This is a genomic window from Methylobacterium sp. WL7, assembly GCF_008040085.1.
GTDB lineage: Bacteria > Pseudomonadota > Alphaproteobacteria > Rhizobiales > Beijerinckiaceae > Methylobacterium > Methylobacterium mesophilicum.
Window position 1 is genome coordinate 14,746 of sequence record NZ_VRVG01000069.1, and the last position, 13,211, is coordinate 27,956.

The following is a 13,211-nucleotide window of genomic DNA, read 5'->3' on the forward strand; positions in this document are numbered from 1 at the left end:
AGTGTCAGACATTCCGGATTTTCGGCGTGCGCTGCAAGGGCGATAGTCGGGTCGTTGCTGGAGACCCCGACGATGTCCGAACCCGACCTCACCCTCTACGGCCTGCGCCTCTCGGGCCATTCGCACCGCGCGGAACTGTTCCTGTCGCTGCTGGGGCTGCCCTATCGGTTCGTCGAGGTGGCGAGCGCCGAGCAGCGCACTGCAGCCGAGTTCCGCCGCCTCAACCCGCTGGGCCAGATCCCGGTCCTGACCGACGGCGCGACCGCGATCCCGGACAGCAACGCGATCCTGGTCTACCTCGCGGCGCGCTACGCAGCCGGCGGCGGCTGGATGCCGGCCGATCCGCTCGGCGCGGCCGAGGTCCAGCGCTGGCTCTCGATCGCCTCCGGGGAGGTGCGCACCGGGCCGGCTTTGGCCCGGCTGATGGTGGTGTTCGGTGCCCGGGCCGACCGCGCGGCCGTGCACGCGACCGCCGCGCGGATCCTCGGTTTCATGGACGGACACTTGGCCGAGCGCCGGTACCTCGCCGCCGACCGGGCGACGCTCGCCGACATCGCCTGCTACTCCTACGTGGCCCACGCCCCCGAGGGCGGCGTCTCGCTCGCGCCCTATCCGGCCGTGCGGGCCTGGATCGCCCGGGTCGAGGCCCTGCCGGGCTTCATCCCGATGCCCGCCTCTCCCATCCCCGAACAGGCGTGAGGCGTGCCATGGCCACCTTCCATGCGGACGAGGCGACTGCCCAGGCGCGGGCCGGCCACATCCTCGGCGAGACCCCGGCGATCCGGTCGTTCATGCCGGATCAGCACCGCGGCTTCTTTGCGGGCCTGCCGTATCTCCTGGTCGGGACCGCGGATGCCAGCGGCGCGCCGGTCGCGACCCTGCTGACGGGAGAGACCGGCTTCGTGCACAGCCAGGACGCGACCCATCTCGCCATCTCGGCGGCGCTCGACCCGGCCGACCCTGCGTCCCGGTTCCTGATACCGGGCGCGGAGACCGGGATCCTGGGCATCGATCTGGCGACCCGGCGGCGCAACCGTGCCAACGGCCGCATCGTGCGCCGCGACCGGGACGGCCTGACCGTGGCGATCGACCAGAGCTTCGGCAATTGCCCGCAATACATCCAGCGACGCGACGTCGAGCCGATGCCGCGCCAGCCGGGGCCGACCGAGATCCTGTCGGCCCTGGATGCGGAAGCCGGCGCGTTGATCGACGCCGCGGACACGCTGTTCGTGGCGACCCGGTCGCGGGACGGGCTCCGGGACGGCGGCGCCGACATCTCGCATCGGGGCGGGCGGCCGGGCTTCGTCCGGCGCCGCGGCGACGTGCTGACGGTCCCGGATTTCTCCGGAAACCGCTACTTCAACACGCTGGGCAACCTGGTCGGCGAGCCGCGTGCGGCGCTGCTGTTCCTCGACTTCACCAGCGGCGACCTTCTTGTCCTCCAGGGCCGCACCACCATCGACTGGGCCGGCGCCGACGCCGCAGGGCTCCTGGGTGCGCAGCGATCCTGGGCGTTCACGATGACAGCGGGCTGGCGGCGCCGGGCGGCGGTTCCCCTCCGCTGGAGCGCCCCCGAGCCGGCAGCGCAACTCGCGCGCACCGGCATCTGGGACGCAAGCGAGGACGCCTGATCGTGGCTCAGGCCGCGCCCGGCGCGGCCGCCTCGTGCTCCTGCGCGAGCCGCGCATCCGCGGCGGCCACGGTCCGGAAGGCCGGGCGGGCCCGAATCCGGTCGACATAGGCCGACAGCGCCGGATCGGGCGCGACCAGGCCGAAGCCCGTCGTCCAGCCGAGCGCGCTGCCCCAGAGGACGTCGGCGGCGCTGAAGCGGTCGCCGAGCAGGTACGGCCCCGGATTCAGCGCTTCGGTGACGCGCGCGATCACGCTGTCGTAGTCGGCATAGGCCGACATGGCCCGCGGCCCGGCTTCGCGCTTGAGATGGCGGTCGATCACCGCGGGCTCGAAGCAGGAGCCGTAGAACACCATCCAGCGCAGATACGTCCCCCGGGCGGGATCGGTGAGCGCCGGGGCCAGGCCGGCCGCGGGAAACAGGTCGGCGAGATACATGTAGACCGCCGCCTGCTCGGTGACGAGCGCGTCGCCGTGGCGGATCGCCGGCACCTTGGCCATCGGGTTGATGGCGCGATAGGCGTCCCCGAGATGTTCGCCGGCCCGCATGTTGAGCACGTGCAGCCGATGCGGGGCGCCGAGTTCCTCCAGCAGCACGCGCACGCCGGTCGAGCGGGTATTGGGGGCGTGATAGAACTCGATGTCCGGCGTATCGGCCATGTCGCACCCTCCCGGGATCCGTAATTTGCGCGGCGATACGCTTCGTCCTGCCTGAGGTCCGGGTCAATCGTGCAGCGCGGCGACGGCTGCGGTTGTGGCATCACCCCGGGCCCGGGACAGGCGGCCCCGATGAGACATCCGGATCCGAGCTGCACCCCTCCGCGCCAGGCGCCCACTTCCGCAGGGACCGGAATCGCGGCAGGGACGTTGGGCGTTTGTGCGTTGCCGCGCGTTGGGGTGCCAGCCGGCGCGACGCGACCCGGGGATTCGAGTTCTGATGGCGAAGATACTGTTGGTCGAGGACCATGAAGAGATCTGGGACTTCCTGTCCCGCCGCCTCAAGCGCCGCGGCTACGAGGTGATCCTGGCCCATGACGGCGAGGCCGGCGTGCAGCAGGCCCGGTCGGGTCAGCCCGACGTGATCCTGCTCGACATGAACCTGCCGGTCCTCGACGGCTGGTCGGCGGCGCGCGCCCTCAAATCCGGATCCGACACGCGGGCGATCCCGATCATCGCGCTCACGGCCCACGCCATGTCCGGGGACCGGGACAAGGCGATCCAGGCGGGCTGCGACGACTACCATCCCAAGCCGGTCGATTTCTCCAAACTGCTCAGCCAGATCAGCGCCGCTTTGGGCGAGACCGCACAGGCCGGCTGACGGCCGCCCGACGCGGCAGGCGCCCCGATCCGAACCGCTCCGCCGTCGCGGGGCGGCCTCGTCCCCCAGTCCGATCAGAGTGGAGCGTCTTTGTGAGCGAGGATCCCGTCACCGCCCAGCGCCTCAAGCAGGGCCTGCCGGTCATCGTCGCGCTGGCCTCCACCCTCCTCGTCGTGTCGATCATGGCGGCCCTGTATCTCGGGCGCGAGATCCTGGTGCCGGTGACGCTGGCGATCCTGCTGAGCTTCGTCCTGGTGCCGGCGGTCCGCATCCTCCGGCGGCTCCGCGTGCCGCGGGCGGCGGCGGTGCTCCTGGTGGTGGTGATCGTGTTCGGCGGCCTGTTCGGGATCGGCAGCCTCATCGCCAGCGAGGCGTCACAGCTGGCATCCGACCTGCCGCGCTACACGCTGGTGATGCGCGACAAGATCAAGGACCTGCGCGGCGCGACCGCCGGGGCCGGGACCTTGTCGCGCATGGTCGACATGGTCCAGGACCTGAGCGCCACGCTGCAGCCGCCCGGCGCCATCGAGGTCAAGGGCGAGCCGGGAACCCGGACGCACCCGCTCACCGTGGAGATCAGCCCCGCCCGGGCGAGCGTCGTCGAGACGTTCCAGACCTTCGCGGGCCCGATCCTGCACCCGCTGGCCACCACCGGCCTGATCCTGATCTTCACGATCTTCATCCTGCTCCAGCGCGAGGACCTGCGGAACCGGGCGATCCGGCTGGCGGGCGGCTCCGGGGACCTGCGCCGGGTGACGGCGGCGATCGACGACGCGACCAGCCGGCTCAGCCGGTTCTTCCTGGCGCAGCTCGCCCTCAACATCGCCTTCGGGGTGGTGATCGGGGTCGGCCTGTGGCTGATCGGCGTGCCGAGCCCGACCCTGTTCGGCGTGCTCGCCGCGATCCTGCGGTTCGTGCCGTATATCGGCGCCGCGATCAGCGCCCTGCTGCCGCTGATCCTCGCCGCGGCGGTCGATCCCGGCTGGACCATGGTGATCGCCACCGCAGCCCTGTTCCTGGTGGTGGAGCCGATCGCCGGACACGTGATCGAGCCGCTGCTCTACGGACACTCCACCGGCCTGTCGCCGATCGCCGTGATCCTGGCGGCCACGATCTGGACCTTCCTGTGGGGACCGATCGGCCTGGTGCTGGCCACCCCGCTCACCGTCTGCCTGGTGGTGCTCGGCCGCCACGTGGAGCGCCTCTGGTATCTCGACGTGCTGCTCGGCGACCGGCCGGCGCTCGCGCCGCCGGAGATCTTCTACCAGCGCATGCTGGCGGGCGACCCGGTCGAGGCGATCGACCAGGGCTGGCAGTTCCTCAAGGAGCGGGCGCTCGTCACCTATTACGACGAGGTCGCTCTGGCCGGCCTGCTGCTCGCGCAGGAGGACCTTTCCCGCGGCACCCTGGACCGCGCCCGCCAGGACGAGGTCGGCGCCGCGATCCGCACCGTGGTGGCACGGCTCGGGACCGCCCCGGTGGCGCGACGCACCCGGCGGGGCACCCCGCGCGCCTCCGACACCGAGACCGCGGCGGCGCTGGCCGCCGCGGGGCCGGACCGTCAGATCGCCGGCATCGTGCTGGCCCGCGAGGATCTCGTGCCGGCCTGGCGCAGCGAGACGCCGGTCCTCTGCGTGTCGAGCCGCGGCCCGTTCGACGAGGCGGCCACCCTCATGCTCAGCCAGATCCTGGCCCGGCACGGGCTCGCCTCGCAGACCCTGTCGATGGCCGCGATCCGCGCCGGCGAGCGCCCCGACAACCCGGGCGGCCTCGCGCTGATCTGCTTTTCCTATCTCGAGCCGGTCAGCCTGTCGCAGATCCGGTTCACGGTGCGGCAGGCCCGCGCCGCGGTGCCGGGCGTGCGTATCCTGGTGGGTTTCTGGCGCGAGCGCGATCCGGCGACGCTGGACCGCCTGCGCCGGGCGACCTCGGCGGACTTCCTCGTCACCTCGTTGAACGAGGCGCTCTCGGCGGTCACGAGTGCCTGCCGTGAGCCGGCGCCCGCGCAGGTCGCGTCCGCACCCACCCGGGCCCTCCCCGGTCCGGCCCGGCCGGTGGCGGCCTGACCCCCGCCACGCGCGACGACGCCGACGTGGCGTGACCGGTCGACGCCGTCGCGCGCCTTCCTAGAGTCGCAGCCCGATGCCGGCACCGGACCGCCATCCCCATCTGTCCACGACTGGAACAAACAAGACTGCACGCCATGGCCGATTCCCCTGAAAAACCTCCGATCGGACCGAGCGCGGTCGTCAGGGACGGCGCGGCGAGCGATGTCGCCGACCCCAAGAGCGACATCTTCTTCGCCGCGGTGGAAACCACCCGCATGCCGATGATCGTCACCGATCCGCGCCAGCCGGACAATCCGATCATCTTCGCCAACCGCGCCTTCCTGGCGATGACCGGCTACACGCCGGAAGAGCTGGTCGGGCGCAATTGCCGGTTCCTGCAGGGCCCGGAGACCGACCGCGAGACCGTCGACCAGATCCGCTCGGCGATCGCCGAGAAGCGCGAATTCGCCACCGAGATCCTGAACTACCGCAAGAACGGCTCGAGCTTCTGGAACGCCCTGTTCGTCTCGCCGGTGTACAATTCGGCCGGGGAGCTCGTGTATTTCTTCGGCTCGCAGCTCGACGTCTCGCGCCGGCGCGACGCCGAGGAGGCGTTGGGCCAGGCGCAGAAGATGGAGGCGTTGGGCCAGCTCACCGGCGGCATCGCGCACGACTTCAACAACCTGCTGCAGGTTATCGTCGGCTACGTCGACATCCTGGCCTCCGGGCTCGAAAAGCCCGATGCGGACCGCGCCCGGCTCGGGCGCGCCACCGACAACATCCGGCAGGCGGCCGAGCGCGCGACGACGCTGACGCAGCAGTTGCTGGCCTTCGCCCGCAAGCAGCGGCTGGACGGGCGCGCCGTCAACCTCAACACGCTGGTCGAGGGGATGCGCGACATGGTCGCCCGCTCCGTGGGCGAGGCGGTGACGATCGAGCTGGATCTCGCCCAGGATCTCTGGAACTGCCGCGTGGACCCGACGCAGGCCGAGGTCGCGATCCTCAACGTGCTGATCAATGCCCGGGACGCCATGCCGGAGGGCGGCACCGTCCGGATCACCACGGAGAACAACGCGGTCGCGGCCAGGGGCGAGATCGGGCCGCTGCGCGCGGGCCGCTACGTCAGCATCGCCGTCCGCGACAGCGGCACCGGCATCCCGCCCGCGGTGCTGGCCCGGGTGATGGATCCGTTCTTCACCACCAAGGAGGAGGGCAAGGGCACCGGGCTCGGCCTGTCGATGGTCTACGGCTTCGCCAAGCAATCCGGCGGCGCCGCCCAGATCGAGTCCGTGGTCGGCGCCGGCACGACGGTGCGCCTGTCCTTCCCGGCGACCGACGGCGACGCGCATGCCCCATCCAAGGTCTCGCACCGGGCGGTGGACCGGCAGGGCACCGAGACGATCCTGATCGTCGACGACCGCGAGGACGTGGCCGAACTCGCCCGCACCATCCTGCGGGACTTCGGCTACACGACGCTGATGGCCAGCAATGCCCGCGAGGCCCTGGAGATCCTGGAATCCAGCGAGCGGATCGACCTGCTGTTCACCGACCTGATCATGCCGGGCGGCATGAACGGCGTGCTGCTCGCCCGCGAGGCGCGCCGCCACCAGCCCAAGCTCAAGGTCCTGCTGGCCACGGGCTACGCGGAGGCGAGCCTGGAGCGAACCGATATCGGCGGTTCGGAGTTTGACCTTCTCAACAAGCCTTACCGGCGCACGGAGCTGGTCCGCCGCGTGCGGGCCATCCTCGACGGTCCCACCGGCGTAGGCTGAGCTTGAGGAGACGCGCGATGGCGCAGGGAGACAAGGCGAAATACACCGACAAGCAGAAGCGCAAGGCCGAGCACATCGCCGACTCCTACGAGGCGCGCGGCGTGCCGGAGGAGGAAGCGGAATCCCGCGCCTGGGCCACGGTCAACAAGGACGACGGCGGCGGCAAGAAGCCGGGCGGCTCCGGCCGCGGCAAGGCCACCGGCCATCCGGCGGCCCACAAGGGCGGGGCGACAGGGGGCAAGGCTTCCGCCGGGCGGACGCCGGAACAGCGCTCGGCCTCGGCCAAGAAGGCGGCGGCGACGCGCAAGGCGAATGCGTAAGCTGATCGACGAGACTGGATGCTTTCAGCGTGCCGACGGGCTTGGATCGATAGCGATCAGTAGTTTGCCGCCATCTAGAAGTTGGTCATTCGAATTCGCGCTCATTTTAATTGCTCATCCAAACAGCCGGGATGATCGCAAGTGAAACGAAAGTGTCGGTGACCCGATATCGCCAAAATGCTAGTGATGCCTGTTGGTAGGCGACCTTGGCAGGCGGCAATGGGCGATGAGATCGACGATGAATTTGTGCTGCCGTTTCCGATTGAGTTCATGATCCAAGAGACTCCTCGTTCGCACCAATCCAAAAACGTGAAAGCGAAAGAGGAATGGAAACTGATGGTGCGGCGGGCGGCAAAGGATTGCATCGACGCGCATCGCGAATTTACTTTGCTTGACGATCGGCCGATCGCCGTGAAGAGATTGTATTTTTCACCTAGTACTATGGAAGGGGATATCGACAACATCGTCAAGCTCATACTCGACGGCATGCTGGAAGTCGTTTATCTGGACGATCGAGTGATCGAGCGCGTCATAGCTCAAAAAATTGAGCCGGGAATAATCGTCGAGTTCGCTTCTATTACTGAAAAATTGGAGGAAGCGGCCAGGGCTGGGCCGCCAGTCGTATATATCAGAATTGACGACGATCTGAGTTGGAGGGAAGCAGCATGACGTATCAGCCTTCCGAGGCAAAGGCATTTGCCACCCAGATCGACGGTCTCTTGGGACGATTGCAGAAGGATGCAGAAAAGCGGGGCTGGAAATTCTACATCCAACCGTCGCCACAAGTAATTCCCGAGTTTCTCAAAGGCTACCGTCCCGATGCGCTGGGCATTGGTCCGGATGGCGGGGTCGTAATCGAAATCAAGGCACGTCGGCACGACGCACAAGGAGAGAGCCTGGCTAAAATAGCAAACCTCGTCGAAGCCCAGAAGGGCTGGGAGTTCCGAGTTTTCTATGTGGCACCGCCCGTCGAAGTCAGGACGGACTTGTCCGCGCCAACGGCAAGTGAGCTAGCGTCCGGCATCGCGGAGGCTCGGACGTTGCTGGAAAGCGGGCACGAGCGAGCGGCACTGGTGATTGCATGGTCGCTTCTCGAAGCGATTGCTCGGTTGGTCACGCCCCAGGGGGAGACGACCAGGGCGCGACCTTTGTCTCCAGTTCAGGCTGTTCAGACGCTTGCAGAGATGGGATATCTGAAAGAGGTTGATGCTCGTAGGCTTCGGGAGTTGACCAGCCTGAGAAACGCCGTTGTTCACGGCGGCCTCAAAACGGTTGTACCGGCCAATGATGTCGCTCAGCTCATCTGTGACCTGGAAACGATTACGCATGATCTTGCCGAGGCTGCGTGAGCCAGGAGCGACAGGTCTGCTCTCGTGATCAAGTCTCTCGAAAGCCACATATCCGCTTTGGGTCAGGCTTGTTCATTTGAAACTGGCTACCCTGTCAGCTACTAGACCGTCCGATAGCTTGAGAAGGGTGGGACGCGGACGGGACAACCCGCGAAATATCACCTCCCTCAACCAACTTGACCAGCGTGTGCAGCATCCGGTTGGCCGGCGTCGGAATGCCCAGGGCCGCGCCTCTCCGCATCACGTATCCGTTGAGGTGGTCGATCTCGCTCGGCCGGCCCCGGGCGAGGTCCTGGGCCGTGGAGGAGCGCTGGTCGGCCATGCTGGTGCTGAGGGCGAGCACCGTGTCGAGGATGTCGTCGGGTACCGTCACGCCCGAGGCGTTCGCCACCGCGACGCATTCCTGCACCACGTCGGTCATCGCCGCGACGACGCCCTCGCCCTGTACAAGGCGGCCGTAGGGCAACTGGGTCAGGGCCGACAGGGCGTTGTAGGCGCAGTTCAGGATCAGCTTGCCCCAGAGCGCGTCCAAGGCCCGTTCCGAGACGGTGGTCGGGATCCCGGCGGCGATGAGCGCGGCGGCGATGGTTTCGCTCGTTGCCGAGGCGCCGAGCACGAGGTCGCCCCGGCCGTTGTGCCGGCCCCGCCCCGGCCCGACCATCTCGGTGGCGACGTAGACCGCCACCGGCACCACCGGCCGCCCGAGCACGGCGCCCAGGCGCTCGGCGTTGTCGACGCCGTTCTGCAGGCTGAGGATCGTCGCCGAGGGGCTGAGATGCGGGGCGATGGTCGCCCCGGCGGCTTCCGTGTCGCCCGACTTGACGCAGACCAGCACCAGATCGGCCCCGGCGACGCCGTCGCCCGTCGTGGTCGCCCGGACGGCGAGGGTCTCGCGCCCGGCCGCACTCTCCAACACCAGCCCGTCGGCCTCGACGGCCGCGACCAGGGCCGGGCGGCCGATCAGCGTGACCGCGTGGCCGGCCCGGGCCAGCAGGAACCCGTAATAGCAGCCGACCGCCCCGGCCCCGAGGATCGCGACCTTCATCGCGCCGCCGCCGCGGCGTGCTCGGGATGGAACGGGGCGGCGCCGACGGCGCTCGTCCGCACATGGTCGAGGAGGGCCTGGACCGGGTGGCGGAGCCGCGCGCCGTCGATCAGCTTGGCCTGGGACCGGCAGGAATAGCCGTCCGCCAGCAGGGTACCGCCGGGGGACTCGGCGACGTGGCGCGCCCAGCTCAAGCCGTAGATCGCTTCCGAGGTGGCGCGGTTGCGCGTCTCGTGGCCATAGGTCCCGGCCATGCCGCAGCAGCCCGCTGCCGGCACGTCGAGCCGCAGCCCGAGATGGGTGAACACCGCTTGCCAGTCGCGGACCGCGCCGGGGGCGTTGGTGCGCTCGGTGCAATGGGGCAGCAGCCGCAGGGTCGCGTTGCCCGGCCGGGGCGCGATCCGGTCGAGTTGCGTGGCGAGCCATTCCTGCAGGATCTGGACCTTGGGCAGGTCGTCGGCGCCGAGCGCCTGGGCGTATTCGGACCGGTAGGTCAGCGTCATCGAGGGGTCGAGGCCGACGAGCGGCACGCCCGAGCGAGCCAGCGCCCGCAGCATCGCGGCGTTGGACCGCGCCACCGCGGCGAACCGGGCCAGGAAGCCGTGCACGTGCAGCGGCTTGCCGTTCGGCCGGTAGGGCACGAGCCACGGCTGGAAGCCGAGGGCGATCAGGAGCGCGCAGGCATCCACCACCAGGGCCGCCTCGAAATGGCTGGTGAACGCATCCTGCACCAGGAGCACCGCGCGCTCACGCTCGGCCGGGGCGAGGCGGGCCAGCGCCTCCGGGGTCGCGGTGGCGACGCCGAGTTCGGCGAGCCGCGCCCTCAGGTCGATGGGCGACAGGGCCGGGATCCCGACCAGGCCGGCCTTGGCCAGCAGCGCCCGGGCGAGCGGGTTGGCCAGGGCCGCGTTGCTCAGGCGCGGCAGCCGGGCCGCCAGCGGCAGAAGCGACTCCAGCGCGGCCACGAGGTGGTCCTTCAAGGGCCTGGCGTAGCGGGCGTGGTAGAGCGCCAGGAACTTCGCCCGGAAGGTCGGCACGTCCACCTTGATCGGGCAGGCGCCCGTGCAGGACTTGCAGGCGAGGCAGCCGTCCATCGCCTCCTTCACGGCGTGGGAGAAATCGCCGTCGTCGGGCGCGCGCCGGACAGCACTCCGCAAAGTCGCAAAAAAATCGGGCCGCCAGCCGGCGCGCTGGCGCTTCAGCTCGGCGGCGGGGTCGATCCCCGCCTGTGACGCCAGGCGCAGCCACTCGCGCATCAGCGAGGCGCGGCCCTTGGGCGAGTGCCGGCGCTCCCGCGTCGCCTTCCAGGACGGGCACATCGCGTCGTCCGGATCGTAGTTGAAGCAGGCGCCGTTGCCGTTGCAATGCAGGGCCTCGTCGAAATCCTGCCGGACCGGCGGCGGGATCGTGCGGTCCTGCTCGCCCCTGCGGGGCACGCCGTCGATCCGGGTGAGCGCGCCGCCCCGGGCCGAGGCGATCTTGCCCGGGTTCATCCGGTCGCCCGGGTCGAAGGCGCGCTTCACCGCCTCCAGCGCCGGCATCAGCGGCCCGAAGGTCGCGGGCACGAACTCGGAGCGGAAGCCCTTGCCGTGCTCGCCCCAGAGCAGCCCGCCATACTTGGCGGTGAGCGCGACCACCCCCTCGGTGACCTCGCGGATCAGGGCGTTCTGGTTCGGATCCTTCAGGTCGATCGCCGGGCGGACGTGGAGCACGCCGGCATCGACATGGCCGAACATGCCGTAGCGCAGCCCCTTGGCGTCGAGCAGCGCCCGGAACTCGGCGATGAAGTCGGCCAGCCGCTCCGGCGGCACGGCGGTATCCTCGACGAACGGGATCGGGCGCGCATCGCCCTTTGCGGCGCCGAGCAGGCCCACCGCCTTCTTGCGCATGGTCCAGAGTGTCTCGATGGCACCGCCGCGGGCGATGGTGAAGCCGAGGCGCTTGGTGTCGGTGCCGCGCTCGGCCTCCAGCACCGTGGTGAGCTGGGCCAGGGCGGCATCCACGGCATCCGCGTCGTCGCCGACGAACTCCACCAGGTTGATGCCGTGGACCGGCCGGCCGGCGGGATCGTCCGGGAAGAAGGCGCGGACCTCGGCCCAGATCGGGTCCTGGCGGGCGAGACCGAGCACGGTGGAATCGATGGTCTCCACGGAAGCCGCGCCGAACGGCAGCAGCGCCTGGGCGTCCCGCAGGGCGGCGTCGAAATCCACGTAGGAGAGCGCCACCAGCACCGACGCCTTCGGGATCGGCAGCACGTTGAGCCGCGCCTCGGCGATCAGCGCCAGGGTGCCCTCGGAGCCGCAGATCACGCTCTTGAGGTCGAACCGGCCGTCCGCGTCGCGCAGGTGGGCGAGATCGTAGCCGGTGAGGCAGCGGTTGAGCTTGGGGAAGCGCTCGGCGATCAGCGCCGCGTTCTCGGTGACGATTGTATCGACGGTGCGGTGGATCTCGCCGACCCGGTCGTTGCGTGCCTTGGCGGCGCTGAGCCCCGCCTCGTCCAGGGGCTCGGCTTCCCAGACCGTGCCGTCGGCGAGCACGCAGGTAAGCGCCAGGACGTGGTCGCGGGTCTTGCCGTACAGGCAGGAGCCCTGCCCGCAGGCATCGGTTGAGATCATGCCCCCGATGGTCGCGCGGTTCGAGGTCGAGAGTTCGGGCGCGAAGAACAGGCCGTGCTCGGCCAGCGCCCGGTTGAGCTGGTCCTTCACCACCCCGGGCTCGACCCGGACGATGCGGCGGGCGACGTCGATCTCCAGGATGCGGTTCATGTGCCGCGAGGTGTCGACCACGAGGCCGTGGCCGAGCGACTGGCCGTTGGTGCCGGTGGCCCCGCCGCGGGGGCGGATCACGATCTCGGTGAAGCGCGGGTCGTCCAGCAGCTTGGCGATGCGCACGAGGTCGTCGCGCGAGCGCGGGAAGGCCACGGCCCCCGGCTCGACCTGATAGATCGAGTTGTCGGTGGAAAAGACCGTGCGGTCGGCGGCCGACACGGTGAGGTCGCCCGCGAAGCCGCGCAGGCGCAGTTCGGCGACCACCGCCTCATAGAGCGGCACGGCCTCGGTGTGGCGGGTCAGGACCGGGATCATCAACGCGTTCTACACCCGGCCATTCGCGAGGGAAGATCGGCGTTTATGTCACGTCGCCGCGAACCGGGCTGGCACCCCGCTTGCCAAGGTGGTGACGGTGCGGAGCGGATGCCCATGAACGCGAGCGTCGAACGGGTCAGGGATGCCCTGGCCGAACTGATCAAGGCGGCCCTCATCTCCGACGACGCCACGAGCCTCGCCTGCCGCAAGGCCGGCCGGACCAGGCTCGCCGCCCTAAGCACCGACCCGCCGCAGGCCGGGAGCCTGCGCATGGACGGCGCCTGGACGCTGGCGATCCAGCAGGCGGAGACGCCGGAGCTTGCGCCCGAAGAAGGCCAGGTGAACCTGACCCTGCCCCGCGCCTGCCCGTTCGGCCTCGACGAGATCCTGGACCCGGCCTTCGACGTCGATCGCGCGGTCGAGCACATCCGCAAATCGGCGTCCACCGGCTGATCGCGCCTGTTGAGGACGCGACGGCCACCGTTGCCGCGGACCGGCCGGAACCCCATCTTGCGGTGACGAGACCGAATCAGCGGTCCGGCGCCCGATCGCGGGCGCACGCCTTTTTCGAGAACCGTCCGGCACCACCTTTTGGCACCACGCATCAGCGCAGAGGCGGCCGAACCCGCCGCTCCCCCGCCCTTCCC

At 69.7% G+C, this 13,211-nt stretch carries 12 protein-coding genes; 9 read left to right on the forward strand and 3 right to left on the reverse strand.

The window, feature by feature from the left end:
• Nucleotides 1-72 precede the first annotated feature (72 nt).
• A complete protein-coding gene (locus FV233_RS17555) occupies nt 73-699 on the forward strand; it encodes a glutathione S-transferase (RefSeq protein ID WP_147857614.1) in 627 nt (208 codons plus the stop codon).
• A gap of 8 nt (nt 700-707) precedes the next feature.
• Nucleotides 708-1,631, forward strand: a complete 924-nt coding sequence (locus tag FV233_RS17560; RefSeq protein ID WP_147898221.1) for a pyridoxamine 5'-phosphate oxidase family protein — start codon at nt 708-710, stop codon at nt 1,629-1,631.
• Nucleotides 1,632-1,638: 7 nt separating this feature from the next.
• On the opposite strand, the gene FV233_RS17565 is transcribed toward FV233_RS17560, so the two are convergent.
• Complete coding sequence (locus FV233_RS17565) at nt 1,639-2,289, reverse strand: glutathione S-transferase family protein (RefSeq protein WP_147857109.1); 651 nt, start codon at nt 2,287-2,289, stop codon at nt 1,639-1,641.
• 277 nt (nt 2,290-2,566) lie between these two features.
• Here FV233_RS17565 and FV233_RS17570 point away from each other — a divergent pair, with 277 nt between their 5' ends.
• The 6 genes from FV233_RS17570 (at nt 2,567) to FV233_RS17595 (ending at nt 8,436) form a co-directional block, all read left to right on the forward strand.
• Nucleotides 2,567-2,947, forward strand: coding sequence for a response regulator (locus FV233_RS17570; protein WP_058192055.1), 381 nt, complete (start codon nt 2,567-2,569; stop codon nt 2,945-2,947).
• Between the two features lie 92 nt (nt 2,948-3,039).
• Nucleotides 3,040-5,013, forward strand: a complete 1,974-nt coding sequence (locus FV233_RS17575; RefSeq protein ID WP_147898222.1) for an AI-2E family transporter — start codon at nt 3,040-3,042, stop codon at nt 5,011-5,013.
• A 137-nt stretch (nt 5,014-5,150) separates the two neighbouring features.
• Nucleotides 5,151-6,767 (forward strand): hybrid sensor histidine kinase/response regulator, encoded by a 1,617-nt coding sequence (locus tag FV233_RS17580; protein WP_147898223.1) that lies wholly within the window; start codon nt 5,151-5,153, stop codon nt 6,765-6,767.
• Nucleotides 6,768-6,784: 17 nt separating this feature from the next.
• A complete protein-coding gene (locus FV233_RS17585) occupies nt 6,785-7,087 on the forward strand; it encodes a plasmid stabilization protein (protein WP_147856124.1) in 303 nt (100 codons plus the stop codon).
• A 219-nt stretch (nt 7,088-7,306) separates the two neighbouring features.
• Entirely contained in the window at nt 7,307-7,756 is a 450-nt protein-coding gene (locus FV233_RS17590; RefSeq protein ID WP_187278138.1) for a RusA family crossover junction endodeoxyribonuclease, read from the forward strand.
• Nucleotides 7,753-8,436: a hypothetical protein gene (locus tag FV233_RS17595; RefSeq protein WP_147898225.1), complete on the forward strand. Its 684-nt coding sequence runs from the start codon at nt 7,753-7,755 to the stop codon at nt 8,434-8,436. Before FV233_RS17590 ends, FV233_RS17595 begins: the two co-directional genes overlap by 4 nt.
• 94 nt (nt 8,437-8,530) lie before the next feature.
• On the opposite strand, the gene FV233_RS17600 is transcribed toward FV233_RS17595, so the two are convergent.
• Both FV233_RS17600 and FV233_RS17605 read right to left on the reverse strand, forming a co-directional pair.
• The gene (locus tag FV233_RS17600; RefSeq protein ID WP_246690014.1) at nt 8,531-9,481 is read right to left on the reverse strand and encodes a ketopantoate reductase family protein; all 951 of its coding nucleotides are present in this window, start codon (nt 9,479-9,481) and stop codon (nt 8,531-8,533) included.
• Nucleotides 9,478-12,564, reverse strand: coding sequence for an FAD-binding and (Fe-S)-binding domain-containing protein (locus FV233_RS17605; protein WP_147898226.1), 3,087 nt, complete (start codon nt 12,562-12,564; stop codon nt 9,478-9,480). Before FV233_RS17605 ends, FV233_RS17600 begins: the two co-directional genes overlap by 4 nt.
• Nucleotides 12,565-12,678: 114 nt before the next feature.
• Between FV233_RS17605 and FV233_RS17610 the strand changes: the two genes are divergently transcribed.
• A complete protein-coding gene (locus FV233_RS17610; RefSeq protein WP_147857132.1) occupies nt 12,679-13,017 on the forward strand; it encodes a hypothetical protein in 339 nt (112 codons plus the stop codon).
• The last annotated feature ends 194 nt before the right edge of the window (nt 13,018-13,211 follow it).

Bases quoted from the DNA above. Each gene is read 5' to 3' on its own strand.
- FV233_RS17555 (WP_147857614.1), top strand. From the start codon at position 73: ATGTCCGAACCCGACCTCACCCTCTACGGCCTGCGCCTCTCGGGCCAT.
- FV233_RS17560 (WP_147898221.1), top strand. From the start codon at position 708: ATGGCCACCTTCCATGCGGACGAGGCGACTGCCCAGGCGCGGGCCGGC.
- FV233_RS17565 (WP_147857109.1), bottom strand. From the start codon at position 2,289: ATGGCCGATACGCCGGACATCGAGTTCTATCACGCCCCCAATACCCGC.
- FV233_RS17570 (WP_058192055.1), top strand. From the start codon at position 2,567: ATGGCGAAGATACTGTTGGTCGAGGACCATGAAGAGATCTGGGACTTC.
- FV233_RS17580 (WP_147898223.1), top strand. From the start codon at position 5,151: ATGGCCGATTCCCCTGAAAAACCTCCGATCGGACCGAGCGCGGTCGTC.
- FV233_RS17585 (WP_147856124.1), top strand. From the start codon at position 6,785: ATGGCGCAGGGAGACAAGGCGAAATACACCGACAAGCAGAAGCGCAAG.
- FV233_RS17590 (WP_187278138.1), top strand. From the start codon at position 7,307: ATGGGCGATGAGATCGACGATGAATTTGTGCTGCCGTTTCCGATTGAG.
- FV233_RS17595 (WP_147898225.1), top strand. From the start codon at position 7,753: ATGACGTATCAGCCTTCCGAGGCAAAGGCATTTGCCACCCAGATCGAC.
- FV233_RS17600 (WP_246690014.1), bottom strand. From the start codon at position 9,481: ATGAAGGTCGCGATCCTCGGGGCCGGGGCGGTCGGCTGCTATTACGGG.
- FV233_RS17605 (WP_147898226.1), bottom strand. From the start codon at position 12,564: ATGATCCCGGTCCTGACCCGCCACACCGAGGCCGTGCCGCTCTATGAG.
- FV233_RS17610 (WP_147857132.1), top strand. From the start codon at position 12,679: ATGAACGCGAGCGTCGAACGGGTCAGGGATGCCCTGGCCGAACTGATC.